At 34.3% G+C, this 24,259-nt stretch carries 17 protein-coding genes, 2 tRNA genes and 1 pseudogene; 7 read left to right on the top strand and 13 right to left on the bottom strand.

What is annotated here, in order from left to right:
- Nucleotides 1-83 precede the first annotated feature (83 nt).
- The 8 genes from EAG11_RS16015 to EAG11_RS16050 all read right to left on the bottom strand — a co-directional run bounded on the left by EAG11_RS16015 (nucleotide 84) and on the right by EAG11_RS16050 (nucleotide 11,500).
- Nucleotides 84-157, bottom strand: a tRNA-Asp gene (locus EAG11_RS16015).
- 672 nt (nucleotides 158-829) lie between these two features.
- Nucleotides 830-903: transfer RNA gene (locus EAG11_RS16020), tRNA-Asp, on the bottom strand.
- An 86-nt stretch (nucleotides 904-989) separates the two neighbouring features.
- A complete protein-coding gene (locus tag EAG11_RS16025) occupies nucleotides 990-1,916 on the bottom strand; it encodes a DUF58 domain-containing protein (protein WP_129540036.1) in 927 nt (308 codons plus the stop codon).
- A 5-nt stretch (nucleotides 1,917-1,921) separates the two neighbouring features.
- Entirely contained in the window at nucleotides 1,922-4,492 is a 2,571-nt protein-coding gene (locus tag EAG11_RS16030) for a M1 family aminopeptidase (protein ID WP_129540037.1), read from the bottom strand.
- An 88-nt stretch (nucleotides 4,493-4,580) separates the two neighbouring features.
- On the bottom strand, nucleotides 4,581-4,898 hold the full coding sequence (gene trxA, locus EAG11_RS16035) for a thioredoxin (protein WP_129540038.1): 318 nt from the start codon (nucleotides 4,896-4,898) through the stop codon (nucleotides 4,581-4,583).
- A gap of 357 nt (nucleotides 4,899-5,255) precedes the next feature.
- Entirely contained in the window at nucleotides 5,256-6,191 is a 936-nt protein-coding gene (locus EAG11_RS16040) for an outer membrane beta-barrel protein (RefSeq protein ID WP_129540039.1), read from the bottom strand.
- 177 nt (nucleotides 6,192-6,368) lie between these two features.
- Nucleotides 6,369-10,910 carry a DNA polymerase III subunit alpha gene (dnaE, locus tag EAG11_RS16045; protein WP_129540040.1) on the bottom strand — a complete coding sequence of 1,514 codons (4,542 nt, stop codon included), beginning with the start codon at nucleotides 10,908-10,910 and terminating at the stop codon, nucleotides 6,369-6,371.
- A 170-nt stretch (nucleotides 10,911-11,080) separates the two neighbouring features.
- Complete coding sequence (locus tag EAG11_RS16050; RefSeq protein WP_129540041.1) at nucleotides 11,081-11,500, bottom strand: DUF417 family protein; 420 nt, start codon at nucleotides 11,498-11,500, stop codon at nucleotides 11,081-11,083.
- 554 nt (nucleotides 11,501-12,054) lie between these two features.
- Here EAG11_RS16050 and leuC point away from each other — a divergent pair.
- The 4 genes from leuC to leuB all read left to right on the top strand — a co-directional run bounded on the left by leuC (nucleotide 12,055) and on the right by leuB (nucleotide 17,026).
- A complete protein-coding gene (leuC, locus tag EAG11_RS16055) occupies nucleotides 12,055-13,449 on the top strand; it encodes a 3-isopropylmalate dehydratase large subunit (protein WP_129540042.1) in 1,395 nt (464 codons plus the stop codon).
- 124 nt (nucleotides 13,450-13,573) lie between these two features.
- Nucleotides 13,574-14,170 (top strand): 3-isopropylmalate dehydratase small subunit, encoded by a 597-nt coding sequence (gene leuD / locus EAG11_RS16060; protein WP_129540043.1) that lies wholly within the window; start codon nucleotides 13,574-13,576, stop codon nucleotides 14,168-14,170.
- 130 nt (nucleotides 14,171-14,300) lie between these two features.
- Entirely contained in the window at nucleotides 14,301-15,821 is a 1,521-nt protein-coding gene (locus EAG11_RS16065; RefSeq protein WP_129540044.1) for an alpha-isopropylmalate synthase regulatory domain-containing protein, read from the top strand.
- Between the two features lie 143 nt (nucleotides 15,822-15,964).
- Nucleotides 15,965-17,026, top strand: coding sequence for a 3-isopropylmalate dehydrogenase (gene leuB / locus EAG11_RS16070; protein ID WP_129540045.1), 1,062 nt, complete (start codon nucleotides 15,965-15,967; stop codon nucleotides 17,024-17,026).
- A 123-nt stretch (nucleotides 17,027-17,149) separates the two neighbouring features.
- Here the strand turns inward: leuB and EAG11_RS16075 are convergent, their stop codons facing one another.
- Together EAG11_RS16075 and EAG11_RS16080 are read right to left on the bottom strand one after the other, a co-directional pair.
- Nucleotides 17,150-17,509, bottom strand: a complete 360-nt coding sequence (locus tag EAG11_RS16075) for an RNA-binding protein (protein WP_035621959.1) — start codon at nucleotides 17,507-17,509, stop codon at nucleotides 17,150-17,152.
- Between the two features lie 139 nt (nucleotides 17,510-17,648).
- Nucleotides 17,649-18,137 carry a DUF6252 family protein gene (locus EAG11_RS16080; protein WP_129540046.1) on the bottom strand — a complete coding sequence of 163 codons (489 nt, stop codon included), beginning with the start codon at nucleotides 18,135-18,137 and terminating at the stop codon, nucleotides 17,649-17,651.
- 199 nt (nucleotides 18,138-18,336) lie between these two features.
- Between EAG11_RS16080 and EAG11_RS16085 the strand changes: the two genes are divergently transcribed.
- From EAG11_RS16085 to EAG11_RS16095, 3 genes are all read left to right on the top strand, one after another.
- Entirely contained in the window at nucleotides 18,337-18,882 is a 546-nt protein-coding gene (locus EAG11_RS16085; RefSeq protein WP_129540047.1) for a 30S ribosomal protein S16, read from the top strand.
- Nucleotides 18,883-18,897: 15 nt separating this feature from the next.
- Nucleotides 18,898-19,422, top strand: a complete 525-nt coding sequence (gene rimM, locus EAG11_RS16090) for a ribosome maturation factor RimM (protein ID WP_129540048.1) — start codon at nucleotides 18,898-18,900, stop codon at nucleotides 19,420-19,422.
- Between the two features lie 81 nt (nucleotides 19,423-19,503).
- A complete protein-coding gene (locus EAG11_RS16095) occupies nucleotides 19,504-20,211 on the top strand; it encodes a tRNA1(Val) (adenine(37)-N6)-methyltransferase (protein WP_129540049.1) in 708 nt (235 codons plus the stop codon).
- A gap of 28 nt (nucleotides 20,212-20,239) precedes the next feature.
- Here EAG11_RS16095 and EAG11_RS16100 read toward each other — a convergent pair whose 3' ends face one another.
- From EAG11_RS16100 to EAG11_RS16110, 3 genes and pseudogenes are all read right to left on the bottom strand, one after another.
- The gene (locus EAG11_RS16100) at nucleotides 20,240-20,449 is read right to left on the bottom strand and encodes a hypothetical protein (protein WP_129540050.1); all 210 of its coding nucleotides are present in this window, start codon (nucleotides 20,447-20,449) and stop codon (nucleotides 20,240-20,242) included.
- 318 nt (nucleotides 20,450-20,767) lie between these two features.
- Nucleotides 20,768-22,063, bottom strand: coding sequence for an HlyD family secretion protein (locus tag EAG11_RS16105; protein ID WP_129540051.1), 1,296 nt, complete (start codon nucleotides 22,061-22,063; stop codon nucleotides 20,768-20,770).
- 3 nt (nucleotides 22,064-22,066) lie between these two features.
- Nucleotides 22,067-24,258: pseudogene (locus EAG11_RS16110) on the bottom strand (peptidase domain-containing ABC transporter).
- Nucleotide 24,259: the final 1 nt, after the last annotated feature.

The raw sequence follows: 24,259 nt of genomic DNA on the forward strand, positions 1-24,259 counted from the left end.
AATATAATGAAGAAAATTTAAAAGAAGCGAAAGGTATTAAAATAAAAAAGCCTTTCCGTTAAGAAAGGCTTTCCCCAATATTGCGGTCTGGACGGGACTCGAACCCGCGACCCCATGCGTGACAGGCATGTATTCTAACCAACTGAACTACCAAACCTACTGCGTTTATTGTGGTGCAAAACTACAACAGAAGTTCTGATTCTACAAGCTTTTTCGTGTTTTTTAAACAAAAAAAACATTATTTTTTTAATGCGTTGATTTCTATTAAAATAGAAAAACGAAAAAAGCTACAACTTCAAACAATTCTAACCAGAATGAGTAATCTAAGAAGAGTTAAACTCTTTTATACTTATAATTGGAATAAACTTATCGGATAAAAAATTAGAATTTAAGGTTTATACGAAAATTTACCGCAAAGTGCATAAAGTTAAAAAACGCAAAGGTTCGCAAAGCTATTGATTGAACTTTACAAACCTTTATGTATCCCGATAGCTATCGGGACTGCAGTCTTTGCCACTAATTCTTTTTCCACACAAATACTCATCCATCTTAACCAAAAAATCCACAAAACTTAATAAATCAAGCTTTGTGGACTTTGCGTATCCCGATAACTATCGGGACTGCGCCCTTTGCGGTTAATTTTCAGGTTAGACACCTAAACCAAAATGGGCTTAAATCAAAAAAGCCATCCACAAAAGTGGAAAGCTTTTCATTGGTCTAACTACTAAACCCGGTCAGCTTACAAGGCCGACCAAACAACACAACTAATCTTAGATACCGTATTTGGGCAAAAAAGCCTTTCTATAAAGAAAGGCTTTTCCCAATATTGCGGTCTGGACGGGACTCGAACCCGCGACCCCATGCGTGACAGGCATGTATTCTAACCAACTGAACTACCAAACCTCTGCGTTATTGCGGTTGCAAAGATAGTATAGAATTTCGTTTCTGCAAGCCTTTTTGTAAATTATTTTAAATTATTTTTCGACTTATTAGCCAAAGTTTTGTTTTTCAACCAAATAAGTAGTTAATATTTTTTCAAAATTTTCACCTACTGCAACAGGAACGTACTTAATTCGGTTTTGCGCACAGGTTAAAGCCAATCTTTTGAAATAGCTTTCTACCTCTTTTTCATATTCCACTTTCACATTATCTGCAAAAACAGCTACTTCCTCACCAGTTTCCAAATCTATAAATTTACGTGGCGCATTATCAAAATCAAATTTAACCTCTGTTTCCTTATCTATCACATGAAACAAGACCACTTTATGCTTATTGTGCTTAAGATGCTGTAGTGCATTAAACAACAGTTCTTCATTTTCTGACTGAAACATATCCGTAAAAAGAATAATCATCGAACGTCGATGGATTTTCTCTGCTATCTGATGCAAATAGGTAATTGTATCCGTTTTTTTACTTGTCTTAGGTTTCTCCAGAAGCTCTTCTAATTTATTAAGCAACATTCTATGATGGCGATCACTTCCCTTTTCAGGTGCATAATACTCATAACTATCCGAAAACACACTCAAGCCTACTGCATCTCGTTGTTTCTTTAAGATATTCATCAAAACTGCGGATGCTAAAACAGAAAAGCCTATTTTATTTTCATAAAAAGATTGACCTGAATTTAAATCCGGGTAATGCATCGATGCCGAGTTATCTATAATTAAATGACAACGCAAATTGGTTTCTTCTTCAAATCGCTTTGCATACAATCGATCTGTCTTAGCAAACAGCTTCCAATCGATATGCTTTGTACTTTCGCCAACATTATACACCTTATGCTCTGCAAATTCCGCTGAAAAACCATGAAACGGACTTTTATGCATTCCCGAAATGAAACCTTCCACAACTTGGTTAGCCAACATCTCAAGATGCTGAAAACTAGAAATCTTCTCTATTTGCGATTCAATCTTCATTCGGTTTATTTTTTTATTTTTTGTGCACGGTACAAATCATCCGTAGCTTGCAATAACTTTCTCTTTAATATTGGGCTAAAGCTAGGATTTTCTTTCAAGAATGTTTCTACTACATCATAAGCATACCTTAACGAATATCTTCCAACTGTACCATTAAGCCAATCTTTCGGAAAAAATATATCTCCTGTACGCTGAATTTCTGTAACTAAATCCAAACAAAAACGAAGATGCTTTTTAGCACTTTCCTGGCGTAACGGATGGTGAATATTTGCTAAAGCCGACGAAACCCAAGTTTCTTTTTCTCTGTTTTTATCCTCCTTTAAAGACAACATAAATGCATCCCTAACAGAATCATCTTTTGACAGGGAAGGAAGTAAAAACTCAAATCTCTTTTGCTTATCTGGATTACTAATAGCCAACTTTGCTTTACTTAGAATTTCATCTGCGTTTTGATGTTTAAATATAGCCAAATTCATAGCTATACCCGTATAATCATCTTCATTTAATTTTAAATTAGTGATAACATCTTCTTTATTCCATATTCGGTATAATTTTTCTTTTCCTGAATCTGAATAAGCAATAGAACTAAACAATCCAAATAGCGTCTTTTTGATGTTTTTTGGCAAATCCAATTGCAAGCGCTGATAAACAACTTCTTCAAGTTGTTTCTGACCCGTATTTTGCTCTTTTTCTGTTAGAAATTTCCAGAAAATAGTACTCAACTGATTTGACAAAATCTTAATAACTAATTCATTTTGTTCTACTTTAATTCCTTCAAGACAAGATTCGAATACTTTTTCAGGCACAACAACACCCGCTAACATATTCTCATAAAGATTAATATAGCTATATGCTCTCGCTACCTCATCTTTTATTGCTGAAATATAATCTAAACTATTTACATCTACTGGAAAAACACCATATCCAAAACCATTATAATTGTATATAATTGTAGTCGGCTTAGACAAGCCTAAAACATTTTCTACTTTGGTCACCCTATCCTTCACCGAAACCTTAATCACCTTAACTCCATTAGGATACACTAATCCGATATCAAATTTTTGCGGCCAAAGATTCTTAGATTTATCTTCCGCCTGTTGCTCAATTTCAAAATTCTTTATATTGTTTTTAGAATCATATTCGATATGACTAGTTAGAATTGGTCTTCCTGATTTATTAACCCATACATCACTCCATTTTTTCATATCTAATGGAGTTTCTGCATCCAGAATTTCAACTAAATTCTCCCAGTTTGCATTATCATTTGCATACTTCTGAATATATTTCTGAATACCTTTTCTAAACGCCTCCTCACCCATTGAAACCTCTAACTGACGCATCATGATTGGCGCTTTGTTATAAATAATGCTCCCATAAAGCGATCCTGCATTTTTAAGATTTCCCAATTTTTGTTTGATCGGATGCGTTCCTGCAGATCGATCTTCTGCATAGGCACTAGGATAATGAGCCGTTAAAAGCTGCAAACCATGATTTACTTTTGGAAAAATTGGATTCATAATTTTATCTGCCATGAAATTTGCAAAAACCTCTTTCATCCAAACATCATCAAACCACTTCATAGTTACCAAATCACCAAACCACATATGAGCCGTTTCATGAGCAATCAATTTAGCTCGATTTAGCTTTTCACTATCAGTAGCACTATTATCCAAAAACAAAGATGATTCTCTATATTGTATAACCCCTACATGTTCCATTCCTCCATATTGAAACACAGGAATTGAAGCAAAGTCTAATTTTTGAAACGGAAACAGGTACTGCGTATAGTTCTCCAAAAAATTCAAAGACTGCCGATGCAAATTAAAGATTGTATCTGTACTAGCTTTTATCTTATCAGGATTATTCTCCCTATACAGCATTGTCATTTGTCTATTGCCACTCGGATTTTCACTAACACGTTTAAACTCTCCAGCTACAAACGAAAACAAATAGGTACTCATTTTATCCGACTTTCCAAACTTATAAGTAACTACATCTCCACCTTCGATTTTCTCTTTTACTGAGCCACCTGCCAAAACCGCCCAATCTTTTGGAACAGTAAGAGTAAGCACGTAAGTTGCCTTAATATTGGGTTGATCAAAACAAGGAAACAATGTACTAGCTCTGTCTGGCACTAATAATGTATAAAGAAAATCATCATTCCTATTCAATGACAAATCCCCTGCTATAAAAGCAATTTCAATTTTATTATCACCCAATACCAAATTCTTTTCAGAAATAACAATATGCTCCTTCTCATGTACAAGAGCTATATTTTTACCGTTTACAAGAATTGTCATTAAATTTTGTGATTTCTCATTAAAATCCAAATACAACGGTCTACTTAAATCAGACAATTTAAACTCCACAACAAGATTTGAAACAATTTCTTTTGCCTTTTTATCAGGAATCACAAATGATAAATTATAAGATACGTCAGCAATTTGTTGTTTTCTAAAAATTGCTAATTCCTCCGAAACTCCTCTTTCTAATAAAAAATCATTCTTTTTTACAGACTGAGACCAACAAGAACCAGACAAAACAAAGAAACCAAGGAGGCAATAAATAATTTTCATTTTAAAATAGGTATTCATATTCGTTAAAAATAAAAAAAGGTTTGACTTTCGCCAAACCTTTTCTATATAAATTAATAATCGGAATCGATTACAATAATGCGTCTAAACTATCTGCGTAAGTTTGTTTCGGAGCAACTCCTACTTGTTTACCTACTACTTCACCGTTATGAAAAACCAAAACAGTTGGAATATTACGTACACCGTATTTTGCAGCAAATTCTTGGTTTGCATCTACATCTACTTTTCCTACTACTACTTTTCCAGCATATTCATTGCTTAACTCATCAATGATTGGACCAACCATTCTACAAGGTCCACACCATGCTGCCCAAAAGTCAACCATAACTGGTTTATCTGATTTCAAAACTACTTCTTCAAAAGTAGCGTCTGTTATTGCTAAAGCCATTTTCTTTTTTGTTTAAAGTTTAACCCTCAGACATCTCTTCGGGGGACAATTTTTAATGAGTTTCGAACTCGAGTACAAATTTAGAAATTTAAAATCAATTCCCCTCAATTTATAAATTAGTTTTCATTATAAACGCATTGCAAATATTTATACTTCCTTTCATTTATGACAGTTTTCGAAGCCCTCTTCCTGCTATTCACTATATCTTTTACAGCTTAAAGAAAGCTGCAAAAGGATGTCGTTTCTATCAGGGCTAACCAAATGTTAGTAAAATCTTCTTTTTTCAAACAAATACAAATAAAAAAAGGACATTCTTTCGAATATCCTCTTTTCTAAAAACTAAAAAAGTAAAAAATATTATAGGCTATATTTAAGACCTAAAGTTAAGCCCAATCCACTAATACCAACATAAGAACTTAGCTCGTCCATTGCCTCATTAGGTCTAGTAGTGTCAGTTTTATCTGTTGTAGCTGTGTTCGGATTAAACAAAGGATTATTAGAATTAACATCTAATCTATCTCTGTAATTTGTATGAATCTGTGCCGTAGTTCTTGTTGCTAAAGCATCTTGACCATTTATTGTAAACTCCGTAGTTTCTTTTGTTTTTCCGTGTACTGTAAAGTTACGGTACTCTAATTCTGCAAAAACAGAAATATTTTTTCCTAATTTATACGATGTCCCTAAAGCTGCAAGAAATCCAACTGTTGGATTTGGTTTTACCTTATCAACACTACGAATTGCTACCGAAGTAGTTAAACTGGTTGGTTTAATAGCATCTGTAGTTATCTCTAAATCTCCATGAATCGGCACCAAAATACCAACTTTTGTATACGGTTCAAAACCTTTGTGTTCTCCTAAAAACAACACCAAAGCAGGCGCTAAATCAAACGCAGTGATTTGACCTACTGATTTAAAATTTACAATTTGAGTAGTCGCAGAACTAGCCAAATCAATTGTTGTTTGCGCCATTGTCTTATCATTACTAGTATAATAATTTACTCCTAGCTCAACTCCTAAACGAGCATTAAATCTATACCCAGCTGTAATACCTGTTCTAAAACCTTCACCAAAAGAGCCTGTAACACTTTCTTCCGAAACTAATTTCCCTCCTACGTACGTTCTATCCAAAGGAAGATTACCTCCTACAGTTGGAAATTCAGTTGCAGCAGTTTGCAAGAAATAAGATCCGCCTAATTTAAAATACCAACTTTCCGGTTTTTCTGCTTTTTCAGTTTGAGCTACCATTGTCATAGAACAAACCATCATTCCTAATAAAAAAAGACTCTTTTTCATAATTTTTTTCTTAAATAATTTATACAGTGTAAAATATTTTAACAGAATGTTCTCTTTTGCTCTGGGGCAATTGGAGCGCAATCGTTGTAATTAGCAACAATGATACTAAAAAATTAGTATGCATGCATAATTATACCGTTAAAAAAATACATTATTTAAAAATTTAACTATAAAACTTTAATTTAACTTGAAATTTATCTGCATTTTCTCTAATTCTTGCAATAGTTCAGTACAGATATTTACTTTCAACCTCCTACTTGGCATAGTCAATTTAGTAACTACGTTTATTTCCTCAACCTCAGTAACTTCTGCCGTTTTTGTGCTCATAACATCATCTCCATCCTGATCATCGCCTTCATCTACAAAAACTGCATCATCAGCTTCTTCAAACTCAGACGTAGTTTCAACTTGAACCAAACGCTTTATTTTCTCTAATTCCATGATTTCAAAAGTCACCGTATTATCTCCTTTATTTTCGCTAAATAAATGGCTCAACTTATGAATAAATTCTTCCTGTAAATCTTTTATATTTAATAACAAAATCAGTTTTTTAGCAAAAGCATCTAAAATATCTTGCAATTGTCTAATTTCTACAAACTGCAATCTTGGATCTGATTTTTTTCCAGTATCATGATTAACCCATCCGTCTTTAATTAATACTTTCAGAAAAGCAAAATTATTCTGAATCAGGAAATGCCTAAATTTCAAGTATTCTTCTCCAAAAATTTTAAATTCATAACTTTCATCATATCCTTCTAAATTAAATATCGCCCAACCTTTTCCATTTTTTGCCACACGATGTTGTACGTTATTTATAATTCCTGCAAAATTCAGGTTTTTACCTACATATTCATTCATGCTTTTCAACGCTTCCAACCTAGCATTACAGAAGTATTTCATCTCAAATCTAAAATCATCAAGAGGATGCCCCGAAATATAAATTCCCACAACTTCTTTTTCTTTAGCTAGCTTTTCCATCGTACTCCAGTCTTCACAAGGAGGAACAATAGGCTCAGCAATTTGCACTTCGCTTGTTTCTCCAAACAAACTTACCTGCGATGAATTTTCATTTTCTTGAAACTTTGATCCATAACGAATTGCTTTTTCATAAAAAGTAATTCCGTCACCATCATCATGAAAATATTGCGCTCTGGTAGTTCCTTCAAACGAGTCAAAACCACCTGCAAGTGCTAAATTTTCGATTGCCTTTTTATTGGCTGCACGCAAATCTATTCGCTTAGCCAAATCAAAAATCGATTTATATCTTCCGTCTTTTCTTTTTTCAACAATTGTTGCCACAGCTCCGGAACCAACTCCTTTAATAGCCCCCATCCCAAAACGTACTGCATATTCATCATTAACCGTAAACTTATAAAACGACTCGTTTACATCTGGTCCTAAAACCTGTAATCCCATTCGTTTGCATTCTTCCATAAAAAATGATACTTGTTTAATATCATTCATATTATTAGAAAGAACCGCAGCCATATATTCTGCTGGATAATGTGCTTTTAGATAGGCTGTCTGATACGCAATCCACGCATAGCAAGTCGAGTGCGATTTATTAAAGGCGTAACTCGCAAATGCTTCCCAGTCTTTCCAAATCTTCTCCAAAACCTTAGCATCATGACCTTTTTTTGCAGCTTGTTCTACAAATTTAGGTTTCATTTTATCTAGTACGTCTTTTTGTTTCTTACCCATCGCCTTACGCAAAACGTCGGCCTCACCCTTAGTAAAGTCAGCCAGCGATTGCGACAAAAGCATTACCTGCTCTTGGTAAACTGTAATTCCGTATGTTTCTCCTAAATATTCTTCACAGGCATCTAAATCGTATTTAATTTCCTCTTCGCCATTTTTCCTTCTTACGAAAGACGGGATATATTCTAAAGGCCCCGGACGATACAAGGCATTCATTGCAATTAAATCTCCAAAAACCGTCGGCTTAAGATCTTTCATGTATTTCTGCATCCCAGGCGACTCATACTGGAAGATTCCAACTGTTTCCCCTCTCTGGAAAAGCGCATACGTTTCAACATCATCAATAGGGAAAGTATCTGGATCCAGATCAATTCCGTTTCTATATTTCACCAGTTTAACGGTATCTTTTATCAAGGTAAGGGTCTTCAGACCCAAGAAGTCCATCTTCAGCAATCCTGCACTTTCTGCAACCGAGTTATCAAACTGCGTTACATATAAATCAGAATCTTTTGCCGTGGTAACAGGAACGAAATTCGTAATGTCCGATGGTGTAATGATTACCCCACAGGCGTGAATTCCGGTATTTCGCATCGATCCTTCAAGGATTTTTGCTTGTTGAATTGTTTCACCAGCCAAATCATCTTCATTGGCAATAGCAATCAATTCTTTTACATTATCAAATTCATCTGAACGAAGCGCTTTTTTAACCTCCTCTTCACTTTCAGAAATAAAACGCGCCAAATTCCATTTAGACGGCATCATTCCCGGAATCAATTTTGCAATTCTATCAGCTTCAAACAATGGTAAATCAAGCACACGAGCCGTATCACGAATTGCTGATTTGGTTGCCATTTTACCATAGGTAATAATTTGCGCAACCTGATTCTGTCCGTATTTATTAATTACATAATCCATAACACGACCACGACCCTCGTCATCAAAATCGATATCAATATCGGGCATGGATACACGATCCGGATTAAGGAAACGCTCAAAAAGCAAATCGTACTTAATAGGGTCAATATTGGTAATTCCTAAACAATACGCTACTGCAGATCCGGCTGCAGATCCACGACCAGGTCCTACCGAAACGTCCATATTTCTAGCTTCGGCGATAAAATCCTGAACGATCAAGAAATAACCTGGATATCCAGAATTCGAAATCGTTAATAACTCAAAGTCTAAACGTTCCTGAATAGATTCTGTAATTTCGCCATATCTTCTTTCCGCACCAACCATTGTAAGGTGTCGTAAATATTTATTTTCACCACGAACTCCACCATCAGCTTCATCCTCAACAACTACAAACTCCTCTGGAATATCAAATTTAGGAAGCAATACATCACGATAAAGCGAATAAATCTCGACCTTATCTACAATCTCCTGGATGTTAATAATCGAATCAGGCAAATCAGCAAAGAGTTTTTTCATCTCATCTCCCGACTTGTAATAGTACTCCTGATTTGGTAATCCGTAACGATATCCTCGACCACGACCAATTGGTGTAGCTTGTTTTTCACCATCTTTTACACACAGTAAAATATCGTGCGCATTGGCATCTTCTTTATTTAAATAATAGGTGTTATTTGTTGCAATTAGTTTAACATCGTGCTTTCTGGCAAATTCTATCAGGGTTTTATTAACTCGATTTTCATCTTCCTGATTATGGCGCATAATCTCCAAATAAAAATCATCTCCAAATTGTTCTTTCCACCATATCAGAGCTTCTTCGGCTTGGTTTTCACCAACGTTTAGGATTTTACTCGGAATTTCTCCGTATAAATTCCCTGACAACACCATGATATCTTCTTTGTACTTTTCTACAACTGCCCTATCTATCCTAGGAACATAATAAAATCCTTGTGTAAAAGCAATCGACGACATTTTAGCCAAATTGTGATACCCTTTTTTATTTTTGGCTAATAATACAATCTGATTTCCGTTGTCCTTTTTACTTTTATCTAAGTGATTGTCGCAGATATTAAATTCACAACCTACTATTGGTTTTATTTCTGTTTCTGTTGGCTCTTCACCAGCTTCAACCAAAGCTTTATTTTTACCTGATGCTGCTTTATTATGATTCATTACGGCACTCACAAAGTGAAAAGCCCCCATCATATTTCCTGTATCTGTCATAGCAACAGCTGGCATACCATTTTTGGCTGTAGCCGAAACGATATTTCCAATTCCTATAGTCGATTGTAAAACTGAAAACTGGGTATGATTATGCAAATGCGAATATTTCGCTGTTTTAAAACCTTCTAAATCTGACTCTGAAACTGTTGCTTGCTTATCATCCGATTCTAAAGCTCTTAATTGCTCTCTAATTTTATCAGAAGCGGCTTTTAAATTGATATGTTTTAAACCAATAAGCTTAATCTCCTGTGGATTTTTATTCTGGAATTCTCCAAAATAGTCCTTCGGAACATCTAATTCTTCTTTTGTAAAAACTTCTCTTCTAATTAACTCTAAAAAACAACGTGTAGTTGCCTCAACATCGGCAGTTGCATTGTGCGCTTCTGCAAATGGCTTATTAAAAAGATAACTATGTAATTCGGTTAATGTAGGCAATTTAAATCTTCCTCCACGACCACCAGGTAGTTGCAATAACGAAGCGGTAACCTCAGTACAAGTATCCAAAACTGGCATAGTACTCATAGGCGAATCAACACCCATTCGGTGAAACTCTGCCCCCATAATATTAACATCAAAACCTAAATTTTGACCTACAATAAATTTAGTTTTGCTTAAAGCAATATTAAATTTCTCTAACACTTCTTCCAATGAAATCCCATTGGCTTCAGCCAATTCAGTAGAAATCCCGTGAATACGCTCTGCATCATAAGGGATATTAAACCCTTCTGGTTTTACCAAATAGTCTTGATGTTCGATGAGTTTCCCCATATCGTCATGCAACTGCCATGCAATTTGTATACAACGAGGCCAGTTATCAGAATCGGTTATTGGAGCATCCCAACGTTTTGGTAATCCAGTAGTTTCGGTATCGAATATTAAATACATAGTTTTCTTTAAAAGACAATTTTTAAAATTCCAAAATCTAAATTTCACCGCACATAATCTACTGATATAATGCATTATAAGAAAAAGCGAACTATAAAATAGAGGAAGTTCAAATTTAGTCTTTTTTTAAACAAACTAGCTAGTGAATTTTGTTAAGAATAGAACATATTTTATTCCTTGGCTTTTGCACAAACCATCAAAGAAATTGCCAAATAAGGAATATCTTTCAAAATAAAAAAGTCTGTTACAGGAAAACCTTCAACCATTTTAAAAACGCCTGGAGTTGTAATTAGGAAACTTAAAGTTGTAATAAATATAACAGCCGAAGTTGCTCCTGCGTAGATTCCGATTTTTCTATAAAATAAAGAAAACAATAGCCCAACCCCAGTAAAGACTTCAAAAACTCCAATAACATTAGAAACAACTTGTACCGACATTACTTTATACATCCAACCCATAGCAAAATGATTTTCGACTAAACCTTTTATTGCTCCAGCTTCAACAGCAGTAAATTTAAAAAGACCAACCCAGATTAAAATAATTACCGTTCCTAAAACACCTAATGTGTAAGCAATTTGATTCAAGTTCATAATTTTATATTTTTTATTATTAGAAACCTCAATATTAAGTCCTTATTCATTAAGCAAATGTCAGCTAACTGTCATTACTTCTCATTTTACATTTCACATTAGTATTCTCTTTTATTTTCATTCCAAAAGAAAAAAATTTTTTCTTTTGGATGCCGTAGTATTTGAACAACAAATACATCTACAAAAACCTCAGTTTATTGATTTTAAAAAGACACCTTATTACTAATTAAAAAAAGAGAAACAAGCTTATAATCATAACGATTTACCCTTATAAAAAACACATAAAAAGCCTTAAAATCAACATAATAGAATAAAAACACTAAATTATAAATATCAAAAACTATTAGAAGATTTTCAATTAAAAAAGAAAACAAAAAAAGAAAACAAAACACAAGTACAAAACCAAAAAACCACAAAACCAATTGGCTAGCAATGAGTAAAACAGTTTGGGTATCGTATATAATCAAATAAGCTAATTCTTGCTTTTGTTTCTTTTTCTAATTTTGTTATCCTCTTATAATTACATGGAAATTACAATTAAAAAATAGTTAAAAATGAGTACTACATTATTCGACAAAGTATGGGATTCGCACGTAGTGCGCAAAATTGAAGATGGACCAGATGTGTTTTTCATTGACCGTCATTTCATTCATGAAGTTACAAGTCCTGTTGCTTTTTTAGGATTAAAATCCAGAGGCATCTCGGTTTTATACCCAGAACGCACTTTTGCAACTGCCGATCACAACACACCAACTATAAATCAACATTTACCCGTACAAGATGCTCTGTCTGCCAACCAGTTAAAAGCTCTGGAAGATAATGCAGCTGAATATGGAATTTCTCATTGGGGACTAGGTCACCAAAAAAATGGAATTGTTCACGTTGTAGGTCCTGAAAATGGAATTACACTACCTGGCGCAACTATTGTTTGTGGAGATTCACACACTTCTACTCACGGTGCTTTTGGAGCAATTGCATTTGGAATTGGAACTTCAGAGGTTGAAATGGTATTATCTACACAATGTATCATGCAGCCGAAGCCAAAGAAAATGCGAATTAACGTAAATGGCGAGTTAAGTAAAGGTGTTGGTCCAAAAGATGTTGCTCTTTATATTATTGCTCAATTAACTACTTCTGGAGGTACTGGATATTTTGTCGAATACGCTGGAGATGTTTTTGAGAATATGTCTATGGAAGGCCGTATGACTGTTTGTAATTTAAGTATCGAAATGGGTGCTCGTGGAGGGATGATTGCTCCCGACCAAAAAACATTCGATTTCCTTGAAGGAAGATTATTTGCTCCAAAAGGAGAAGCTTGGGATAAAGCTGTTGCTTATTGGAAAACCTTAAAAACTGATGCTGATGCTGTTTTTGATGCTGAATTAAACATCAATGCCTCAGATATTGAACCTATGATTACTTATGGTACTAATCCAGGAATGGGAATTGGTATCTCTGCAACTATTCCGAACGCCAATCAAGTAGAAGGCGGCGAGGAAACATATAAAAAATCTTTGGCTTATATGGGCTTTCATGAAAATGATGTAATGATTGGAAAACCAATCGACTTTGTTTTCTTAGGAAGTTGTACTAATGGCCGTATCGAAGATTTTAGAGCCTTTACAGAAATTGTAAAAGGACGTAAAAAAGCTGATAATGTAACCGCTTGGTTAGTTCCTGGCTCTCATGTTGTTGAAGCACAAATTAAAGAAGAAGGTCTTTTAGATATCTTAACTGAAGCTGGTTTTGTATTACGTCAGCCAGGTTGTTCAGCATGTTTAGCTATGAACGACGATAAGGTTCCTGCTGGAAAATACGCAGTAAGCACTTCCAACAGAAACTTTGAAGGTCGTCAAGGTCCCGGTTCAAGAACACTTTTAGCTAGTCCGATTATGGCAGCAGCAGCGGCTGTAACAGGAAAACTGACAGACCCTAGAGAATTATTTTAATTCTCGCTATACGCTTTAAGCTATAGGCTTTAAGCAAAAAAACTATACAAAATAAACGCTGTGCAAAAAGCTTAAAGCATAAGGCTTATAGCCTAAAGCAGAAAACAGTCTAAAGCAAAAAACAATGGCATACGATAAATTTAATATACTTACTAGTAGTGCAGTGCCGCTACCAATTGAAAACGTTGATACTGACCAAATCATCCCGGCTCGTTTCTTAAAAGCTACAAAACGTGAAGGTTTTGGAGACAATCTTTTTAGAGACTGGAGATATAATGGAGACGACACTCCAAAGACAGACTTCGTTTTAAACGATTCAACTTATAGCGGAAAAATTCTTGTTGGTGGAAAAAACTTTGGTTCTGGATCCTCTAGAGAACATGCTGCTTGGGCTGTTTATGATTACGGATTTCGCGCTGTAGTATCAAGCTTCTTTGCTGACATCTTTAAAGGTAACTGCTTAAATATCGGAGTTCTTCCTGTACAAGTTAGCCCAGAATTTGCTGATACTATTTTTAAAGCTATCGAAGCTGATCCTAAAACAGAATTAGAAATTAATCTTCCTCAACAAACGATTACTTTATTGACAACAGGACAAAAAGAATCTTTTGACATCAATGGATACAAAAAGAATAACATGATTAATGGCTTTGACGACATTGATTACCTGCAAAACACAAAAGGAGACATCGTAACTTTTGCCGATAAGCTTCCTTATTAATACTACAAATAGAAAGCAGTTATATAAGTTTAAGCTTTAGGGCTGAACTCAGTAACTGCTTTTATGATTTTTATTTCAAACCACTTATACGATTTCAAACAAAGAAATAGGTATTAGCACCAAGTTTACAATGGAAAAAAGAAAAATTGAAATAATGGATACGACACTCCGTGATGGAGAACAAACATCAGGAGTGTCTTTTTCTGCTGCAGAAAAACTAACCATTGCACAATTACTGTTAGAAGAATTAAATATTGATCGAATAGAAATCGCTTCGGCACGTGTTAGCGAAGGTGAATTTCAAGGTGTAAAAGGCATCATGTCTTGGGCAGAGGAAAAAGAATACACCAACAGAATCGAAGTTTTGACTTTTGTTGACGGAGGACTTTCTATTGAATGGATGAAAAAATCGGGAGCTAAGGTTCAGAATTTATTAACCAAAGGATCCTTAAATCACCTAACGCATCAATTAAAAAAAACACCTGAACAGCATTTTTCTGAAATCGCAGAAACTATTGCATTGGCAAAACAAAACAATATTGAAACTAATGTTTACTTAGAAGACTGGAGCAACGGAATGCGCAATTCTCCTGAATATGTTTTTCAATATTTAGATTTTTTAGTACAGCAACCCGTAAAAAGAATCTTGCTTCCGGACACTCTTGGCGTATTAATCCCATCTCAAGCTTTTGAATTCATTTCAAAAATCACAGCAAGATATCCTAATATCCATTTTGATTTTCATGCTCATAACGATTACGACTTAAGTGTTGCTAACGTTATGGAAGCTATAAAAGCTGGTATTAAAGGTCTTCACGTCACTGTAAACGGAATGGGTGAACGTGCAGGAAACGCACCACTCGAAAGTACCGTAGCAGTAATCAATGATTATTTACCTGAAGTAAGCATTAACATAAAAGAAACCTCTTTATACTCTGTTAGCAAATTAGTTGAGACATTTACAGGATACAGAATCCCTGCCAACAAGCCAATTGTTGGAGACAATGTATTTACCCAAACAGCAGGAATTCATGCTGATGGGGATAATAAAAACAACTTATATTTTAATGATTTACTTCCAGAACGTTTTGGAAGAAAACGTAAATACGCTCTCGGAAAAACCTCCGGAAAAGCCAATATCGAAAAAAACCTTCAGGAATTAGGACTAAAACTAAATCAAGAGGATTTAAAACTGGTTACCCAACGTATTATCGAATTGGGAGACAAAAAAGAAACGGTCACCAAAGAGGACTTACCATATATCATTTCTGACGTTTTAGACAGTCATACCTATCAAGACAAAATTACAATACAGTCTTACGTATTAATGCACTCGAAAGGAACACGTCCATCATCAACATTAAGTTTAAATCTTGATGGAGAAATCATAGAAGAACACGCACAGGGTGATGGTCAGTTTGATGCCTTCATGAATGCATTGACAAAAATCTACAAAAGCAAAAAAATGACTTTACCAAAGTTGATTGATTATGCCGTTCGAATCCCACCAGGAAGTAGTTCTGACGCTTTATGCGAAACTATCATAACCTGGACAGATAACGGAAAGGAATTTAAAACCAGAGGATTAGATTCTGATCAAACAGTTGCTGCGATTATTGCTACTCAAAAAATGCTTAATGTAGCTAATTAAAGAAGGGACAAAGGTTTCCAATCTTTGTCATTTTAGCTTTAGCCTTTGAACCTTAACAACAAAATATTATAAATAAAATCTCTGACTTACTAAGATGAAACTTAGATTCTTAGAAATTCAGAATCATAGAAACTTAAAAAAAAATGAAATTTAACATCGCCCTTTTAGCAGGAGACGGAATTGGCCCTGAGGTAATTAATGAAGCTGTAAAATTATCTGATGCTATTGCAAAAAAATTCAATCATGAAATAACATGGACACCAGCACTTACAGGTGCTTGCGCAATTGACGCTGTTGGAGTTCCTTATCCTGATGAGACTCACGACATTTGTATGAAAGCAGATGCGGTTTTATTTGGAGCAATTGGTCATCCAAAATATGATAACGATCCTAGCGCTCCCGTTCGACCTGAACAAGGTTTATTGCTAATGCGTAAAAAACTAGGTTTATTCGCTAATGTTCGACCAACATTTACTTTCCCTTCATTAATAGACAATTCACCTCTAAAAAGAGAAAGAATTGAAGGAACTGACTTAGTTTTCTTAAGAGAATTAACTGGAGGTATTTACTTTGGAGAAAAAGGCAGAAAAGACAATGGAGAAACTGCTTACGATAATTGTGTTTATACTAGAGCTGAAGTACAACGTTTGGCTAAAAAAGGTTTCGAGTTAGCAATGACTCGTAGCAAAAAATTATGTTGCGTAGATAAAGCAAACGTACTTGAAACATCACGCTTATGGAGAGAAACGGTACAAGCAATGGAAAAAGATTACCCTGAAGTAACTGTTTCTTATGAATTTGTTGATGCTGTTGCAATGCGATTAGTACAATGGCCAAACTCATATGATGTATTGATTACCGAAAATTTATTTGGAGATATTTTAACTGATGAAGCATCGGTAATTTCAGGTTCAATGGGATTAATGCCTTCTGCATCTGTTGGAGAACATACTTCATTATATGAGCCAATACATGGCTCATATCCACAAGCAACCGGATTAAATATTGCCAATCCACTAGCTACTGTATTATCTGCAGCTATGATGTTTGAAGATGCTTTCGGACTGAAAGACGAAGCAGAAGCAATTAGAGCGGTTGTTAACAAATCACTCGAACAAGGAATCGTTACTGAGGACTTAGCCCCAAAAGGAACCAAAGCATACAAGACCAGCGAAGTTGGAGATTGGTTAGTTGCAAACTTATAACATCTATTTTGTTTAAAGTTTCATAACGTAGAATTTGAAACAAATAAAACTTAAAGCAAAATTCTATAACGCAAAAAAGGTGTCAAAATATTGACACCTTTTTTTATATCTTAGAAAAAAATATTAATATCCTCCTCTGTTTCCACCTCCACGGTTGTCTCCACCACGGTTGTTTCCACCATAACCACCACGAGAATCATTTCCTCCACGGTTGTTATTAAAACTTCTTCTTTCGCCTTCTGGTTTTGGCTCAGATTTGTTTACAACGATTGCACGTCCTTGAACAGTAGCTCCGTTCAATTCGTCAATCGCTTTTTGAGCCTCATCATCATTTGTCATTTCAACAAAACCGAATCCTTTACTTCTTCCAGTAAATTTATCAGTAATGATTTTAACTGAATCAACTGCTCCGTAAGCCTCGAAAGACTCTCTTAAATCTGCTTCCTCAATACTGAATGGAAGGCTTCCAACAAAAATATTCATATGTACTTATTTATAATATGCAACAAATGTAATCTTATTTTTTTCTAATCTACTATAAATTAGCTTATTTATGTTTTTATTATCAATAAAAAAAAGTAAGAAGACTCTCAAATACTTTTTTCATAACTTTTAAAATTATCTAATCAGATGAATTAGTCAAAGTAACTGGTACTTTATAAAAAACTCCTTCTTTAAAACGAGCCGATTTTTCGACTGCCATAATATCTTTATTGTCTGGTGCTACAAATGTAAAAGTTCCTGAAATAGTATTCATTTCTTTATTATACTGAGTAATAACTATCTGACCACTTCCTAATTCCTTTCCCGTTTTATATAAAACTCCTTTTTTTGACAATGTACTTGTATAGGTAGCAGTAGAAATATCATCAATGCCTAAAACATAAGTCTGGACTTCTGCCAAAGCAGTTTGCAAAATAACACTCTCACTACCCAAATTACCTATAATAATAAGCTTACCATCACTGTCAATGCTTGCACTAAAATTCGCAGCTCTCCAAAAAACATTATCCTTTAGAGTTTGAAAAGCAGGATTATTAGACACCACCTCTTCCTTGTCGCAAGAAACAAACAACACGAATAAAGACAGTAAAAAGACCCATTTTCTCATAATTCTATTAAAATTTCAGCAAAATTATTAATTAAAAAACAAAATCATCAAATAGCACTCTTAAAAGAAGCATAAAAAACCGACTAATTAGGCACTTAAATTTTTAATCATAAATAAGAAATTGTAATTCAGAATAAAATTATATCTTTGCACCCTTAATTAACAGAGGTCGAGTACCTCAAAATTTAATCATACGATTATGTCAGTAAAAATTAGATTACAAAGACACGGTAAAAAAGGAAAACCTTTTTACTGGGTTGTAGCTGCAGATGCACGCTCAAAAAGAGATGGTAAATACTTAGAGAAAATTGGTACTTACAATCCAAACACAAACCCAGCAACTATCGACTTAAACCTTGATAGTGCAGTTAAATGGTTAAACAACGGTGCGCAACCAACTGATACTGCTAAAGCAATTCTTTCTTACAAAGGAGCTTTGTTGAAACATCACCTTGAAGGTGGTATTCGCAAAGGTGCTTTAACTCAAGAGCAAGCTGATGCAAAATTAGCTGCTTGGTTAGAAGCTAAAGCTGGAAAAGTTGATGCTAAGAAAGATGGTTTAACAAAAGCGCAAGCTGATGCTAAAGCTAAAGCTTTCAAAGCTGAACAAGATGTAAACGCAAAACGTTTAGCTGCTGCTGCAAAAGCTGAAGCTGACGCTATAGCTGCTGCTACACCTGCTACAGAAGAAGTTGCTGAAGAAGCTCCTGCTGCTGAAGAAAATAACGAAACAACTGAAGCATAATTATAATTAGCGGGAATGCGTAAAGAAGAATGTTTTTATTTAGGTAAAATCGCTAAAAAATTTAGTTTCAAAGGTGAAGTCTTGGCTTATCTAGACACAGACGAACCTGAGTTATACGAAAACTTGGAATCAGTGTTTGTCGAATGCGACAAACACTTGGTTCCTTTTTTTATTGAAACTAGTTCATTACACAAAAACGATTTCTTAAGAATTCGTTTTGAAGATATGACCACCGAGGAAGATGCTGATGCCATTATAGGCAACGCAATTTACCTTCCTTTAAGTATGTTACCAAAACTTACTGGTAACAAATTTTATTTCCACGAAGTTATCGGATTTGAAATAGAAGACCAACGCTTAGGTATTTTTGGAAAAATAGCTTCCGTAAACGACACTACAGCACAACCTCTTTTTGAAGTTATTAATGGCGAAGTAGAAATGTTAATCCCCATGATTGATCATTTCTTGGTAAAAATAGATCGTGACAACAAAAAAGTTATCATGAATTTACCTGAAGGCTTAGTTGAAATGTACCTATAGAGAAGTATTCAGTTCTCTTTTTTAAATATTCAGTTTTTTTCAGCGAAATCAAAAATCGTTAATCTACAATCATAACTCATTATGTTTCAATTCAAGCAATTTTCTATTCAACAAGATAAAACTGCTATGAAGGTTGGCACTGATGGAGTTTTATTAGGCGCATGGACTCCTATAACCAATCATCCTTTTAGCATCTTAGATATTGGAGCCGGAACAGGTCTTATTGCTTTAATGCTAGCTCAAAGAACAACTGCTGAACAAATTGATGCTTTAGAGATTGACGAAACTGCTTACGAACAAGCGGTAGACAATTTTGAGAATGCTCCTTGGAACGACAGACTATTCTGCTATCATGCTGGACTAGATGAATTCATGGAGGAACCAGAAGATGAATATGACATTATCGTTTCGAATCCACCTTTCTATAGTGAAGATTACAAAACTGATAATGAACAGAGAGATTTAGCCCGTTTTCAAGACGCTATGCCTTTTGAAGATTTAATTGAAGCAGCCGATTTGTTACTTTCAGAAAACGGTATCTTTTCAGTAATTACTCCATTTAAAGAAGAAGATAGGTTTATTACGCTAGCGAAAGAATTCGAATTATTTCCATTCAAAATTACGCGAGTGAAAGGAACACCCACAAGCGACATAAAACGTAGTTTATTAGCCTTTAATCGCATTGAAAAGACAACTATCTCTATCGACGAGTTAATTATCGAAACAGAAAGACATGTTTATACTCCAGAATATATCGAATTAACTAAGGACTTTTATTTAAAGATGTAAATAAAAAGAGAGAAAGAGAACTTCCTCTCTAGTATCTTTTTAAAAACTTTTTTTGGCAACACCAGTTTCCAGGATATCTCTTCGGATAAACACCAAAACCACAAGCCTCAACAGAATAGACACAATAACCTGTTTGTTCGGAATATGTCCAATCTCCTACTGCTCCTCCGTTAATTAATTTTTGTTCGCTTTTGGTTAATTTCTGTGTACCCTCTAAGTTTAAAATGCTTTTTAACATAATTTAGATTTTATAGTTTCGTTAATAACCCAACCACTTAAAGACATTTGAGTCTTATGTCTAATCTCGCGCAAGAATATTTTAAATCTATTTTCAAGCTCAAACAAATTATCAGCTTTAAACAGAATAGTATCTTCAAATAACTTTTTCAAACAAACACATGGAATATTAAAAAAACCAAAATGAAAGATAACAATATAACTACGTAAAAGATAGACACATAACTAAAAACAACAAACATAAGGAGTCAATTTTGTTAAATTTTCAACCCAAGATTTCACTGATTTAAAACAGACAAAAAATCAATACAACTAAATTCTAATTCTGTCTAAAAAGACTTTTAAATTGATATAGTATTCTTTCTAGCAATCGAAGATCTTCAGTTACAATTTCAGCATTTCCTTTCATTTCCTGCTGGAAAGGAATCTTCTTATTATATGATGTTTCTAATCCCTTAGTGAGTGAGATATCCAACAATAGATCTCCATCTTTATCTGGAATAAGTGAAATATTTTTAACCTTACCTCTGATGACACCAAATTCCCTATCTGGAAAATTAAATAATCGAATATTAACTTGTTGTCCTAATTTAATTTTCCCTGAATTCTGAGCCTTCGCTTTGGCTTTGCCAATATATCCTTTTTCGGTATCTGGAATAATCGAAAAAACATTCTCCCCCGAAGTAATTGTTTGATTCTCTGTCCATACTTGTAAAAAAGTAACAACACCTGGAATTGATGATCTTAATGTATAAGCCAACTCCCAATCTTTGATTCCTTTTTTTAACTGATAATAAGATTGCATTAAGCTACGCTCTAAATTCACTTCTTCTTTGGTTCCGCTTATTCTCGTACCCTGACTTGATCTAGAGTTTTCTATAAGTGCCGATTTCAACTGCGATATCGATGAAAGCAGCCCTTTATAATTCTTATCTGCCTGAAGATAACTTATCTTTTTATTTTCCAGATCCTGTGTCGAAATAACTCCTTTTGAATATAAAGCTTCGAAACGGCTTACATCATTCTTTTGGAGTTGCAATTCGCTTTCATTAATGCTTTTTTGTTGTTGCAAAATAGCTAATCGCTCTTTAATTTGAGTATGCTCAGACTTTTGAGCATTATTTTCTACTTGAAAAGGCTGTAAGTTTTCATTAAGCTTCCAGGCTGCATAATCTTTTTGAAATACTCCATAAGCACTTTCTAACTCACCAAACTGCATATTATTTAACAGAGCAAAAGGAAACTCTTTATTTCTGTCATTTATATTAAAATTATCTACTGTGTTCTTTAAAATAAAGACGTCTTTATAATTTGCTGCATTTTCAATAATTGCAAGTGGTGTATTTTTTGCCACTTTTTCTTTATCTTTTACTAAAATCGCTTCGATTCTACCTGTAGTTTTTCCCACTAATTTCTCAGGTGGTATAGATGTAGTTATACTTATCTCTGTGCTTACTACATCTGGATATTTAAGAAACCAGGAAACAAAAAATAACATACATATTATAGCAAAGATTAAAACCGTTCCCCATCGTATCATCCAATGTGGCACTCGAGTAAGAATATCTTGCACTTCTTCGCTTCTTAATTCAAATTTTGTGTTGTCTTCTGCCATGTTTTAATTTCCTAATTGCAATTGATTACGAACCAATTCAAAATAATTCCCTTTTTGTTCTACTAATGCTGAATGACTTCCAATTTCGATAATCTTTCCTTTGTCTAGAACAACAATCTGATCAGCATTCATTACTGTACTTAATCTGTGTGCAATTACCACAACCGTTTTGTCTTTGAAAAAAATATCTAATTTTCCCATTATAGCTTTTTCATTATTGGCATCTAATGCTGAAGTTGCCTCATCAAAAAATAACATTTCTGGATTTTTATAAACCGCCCTTGCAATTAATAATCGTTGTTTTTGCCCTGTACTCATACCAACACCTTCTGACCCTATCTTGGTATTATAACCAAGTGGCAAACTAGAGATATATTCTTTTATGTTGGCCACATCTGCAGCATACATCAATCGTTCTTTATCTATTTTATCAACTCCAATTGCTATATTATTAGCAATTGTATCACTAAAAATAAACCCTTCTTGCATAACTGCTCCGATGTTATTACGCCATGCTTTTTGCGAAATATTTTTAAGTTGGGTATTCCCTAAATTAATTTCGCCATTATTAGGCTCATAGAATTTTAGCAATAACTTCATTAAAGTAGTTTTTCCGCTTCCACTGACACCTACAATAGCAGTTACTTTGTGCGCAGGAATAATTAGGTTTAGACTATCTAAAACTGGAATATCTGAACCTAAATATCGATACGACAACTCTTTGATGATTATATCACTATCTTGTGGAACATCTTGTGTCTGATGCTCTTCTTGTTGCACCTCATCTTCTTTATCATGGATTTCGGATAAACGAGCTAATGATATTTTTGCATCTTGTACTTCTCGTACAAACTCAATAAGTTGGGTAATGGGTCCATTTAAACTTCCTACAATAGAACTTATAGCCAACATCATCCCAAGTGTAATCTGACCATCGATTACCAATTTTGCCGAAAGGAAAATTATAAAAATATTCTTTAATTCATTAATAACTGATGACCCTATTGTTTGTGTTTGCTCTAAAACCAATCCTTTTATAGAAACACGAAACAGCCTTGCCTGTACATATTCCCACCCCATCTTTTTTGCTTTTCGGCATTATGCAGTTTTATTTCCTGCATTCCGTTTATAAGTTCCATAACTTTACTTTGCTCCTGACTAACCTCAGAAAATCGCTTATAATCAAGTTCTTCTCTTCGTTTTAAGAATAAGGTTATCCATCCGAAATACAATATACTTCCCGCAAAAAACACTAAGAATATCTGAAGATTATAATAAGCCAAAACGCCACCCATTATAATCATATTGATTACTGAGAACAATACATTTAACGATGAAGTGGTAAGAATTCTTTCTATACGACGATGGTCGTTTATTCGTTGCATGATATCTCCTGTCATCCTCACATCAAAAAATGAGATTGGCAAATTCATTAACTTAATGAAGAAATCCGAAATTAAAGAGATATTTATTCGTGTGGATAAATGCAATAATATCCAACTCCTTATAAGTTCCAATCCTGTCCTTCCTGCAAAAAGAAAGAGTTGCGCAAACAGAATTAAATAAATAAAATGTATGTTTTGATTTTGTATTCCAACATCGACAATACTCTGGGTAAGAAAAGGAAAAATAAGCTGCAACAAACTACTCGCTAGCAAACTTATACTCAACTGAATTAAAAACGATTTATATCGTAAAACATATTGCGATAACAATCCAAATCCTAAGCCTTTTTTATCTTCTTTATCAAAGTCTGATTGAAAAAAGCGCGGAGTAGCCTCTAACAATAAAGCGATTCCTTCTTGTGTAGAATTATCTGCATTATTTCCTATCCAAAATTTAATAAAGTCTTTCTGATTATATTCTATCAATCCAAAGGCTGGATCTGAAATATAATAAACCCCTTTTTTTATTTTATAAAGGACAACATAATGTTCTTTGTTCCAATGCAAGACACAAGGCAACGGAGCTTCTTCTAAACTTTGCACATTCAGCTTTACCCCTAAAGTTCTAAAGCCAATTTTCTCAGCTGCATCGCTTAAAAATAACAAATTACTCCCTTCTCGTGTGGTCTCACTATAATCACGTAGCTCTTGGATATTTATGGACTTTCCATAATACTTGGCTATAATTTTCAAACAGGTAGGTCCGCAGTCCTTAAAATCTGCTTGTATATAATTTGGGAATTTTTTCAAT

The sequence above is a fragment of the Flavobacterium sp. 140616W15 genome, from assembly GCF_003668995.1.
In the GTDB taxonomy this organism is placed as follows: domain Bacteria; phylum Bacteroidota; class Bacteroidia; order Flavobacteriales; family Flavobacteriaceae; genus Flavobacterium.

What these genes read in the sequence shown, in the direction of transcription:
- EAG11_RS16030 (WP_129540037.1), bottom strand. Translation starts at nt 4,492, where the DNA reads ATGAAAATTATTTATTGCCTCCTTGGTTTCTTTGTTTTGTCTGGTTCT.
- EAG11_RS16105 (WP_129540051.1), bottom strand. Translation starts at nt 22,063, where the DNA reads ATGGCAGAAGACAACACAAAATTTGAATTAAGAAGCGAAGAAGTGCAA.
- EAG11_RS16040 (WP_129540039.1), bottom strand. Translation starts at nt 6,191, where the DNA reads ATGAAAAAGAGTCTTTTTTTATTAGGAATGATGGTTTGTTCTATGACA.
- EAG11_RS16100 (WP_129540050.1), bottom strand. Translation starts at nt 20,449, where the DNA reads ATGTTAAAAAGCATTTTAAACTTAGAGGGTACACAGAAATTAACCAAA.
- EAG11_RS16095 (WP_129540049.1), top strand. Translation starts at nt 19,504, where the DNA reads ATGTTTCAATTCAAGCAATTTTCTATTCAACAAGATAAAACTGCTATG.
- leuD (WP_129540043.1), top strand. Translation starts at nt 13,574, where the DNA reads ATGGCATACGATAAATTTAATATACTTACTAGTAGTGCAGTGCCGCTA.
- trxA (WP_129540038.1), bottom strand. Translation starts at nt 4,898, where the DNA reads ATGGCTTTAGCAATAACAGACGCTACTTTTGAAGAAGTAGTTTTGAAA.
- EAG11_RS16025 (WP_129540036.1), bottom strand. Translation starts at nt 1,916, where the DNA reads ATGAAGATTGAATCGCAAATAGAGAAGATTTCTAGTTTTCAGCATCTT.
- EAG11_RS16065 (WP_129540044.1), top strand. Translation starts at nt 14,301, where the DNA reads ATGGAAAAAAGAAAAATTGAAATAATGGATACGACACTCCGTGATGGA.
- leuC (WP_129540042.1), top strand. Translation starts at nt 12,055, where the DNA reads ATGAGTACTACATTATTCGACAAAGTATGGGATTCGCACGTAGTGCGC.
- EAG11_RS16080 (WP_129540046.1), bottom strand. Translation starts at nt 18,137, where the DNA reads ATGAGAAAATGGGTCTTTTTACTGTCTTTATTCGTGTTGTTTGTTTCT.
- rimM (WP_129540048.1), top strand. Translation starts at nt 18,898, where the DNA reads ATGCGTAAAGAAGAATGTTTTTATTTAGGTAAAATCGCTAAAAAATTT.
- EAG11_RS16085 (WP_129540047.1), top strand. Translation starts at nt 18,337, where the DNA reads ATGTCAGTAAAAATTAGATTACAAAGACACGGTAAAAAAGGAAAACCT.
- EAG11_RS16050 (WP_129540041.1), bottom strand. Translation starts at nt 11,500, where the DNA reads ATGAACTTGAATCAAATTGCTTACACATTAGGTGTTTTAGGAACGGTA.
- dnaE (WP_129540040.1), bottom strand. Translation starts at nt 10,910, where the DNA reads ATGTATTTAATATTCGATACCGAAACTACTGGATTACCAAAACGTTGG.
- EAG11_RS16075 (WP_035621959.1), bottom strand. Translation starts at nt 17,509, where the DNA reads ATGAATATTTTTGTTGGAAGCCTTCCATTCAGTATTGAGGAAGCAGAT.
- leuB (WP_129540045.1), top strand. Translation starts at nt 15,965, where the DNA reads ATGAAATTTAACATCGCCCTTTTAGCAGGAGACGGAATTGGCCCTGAG.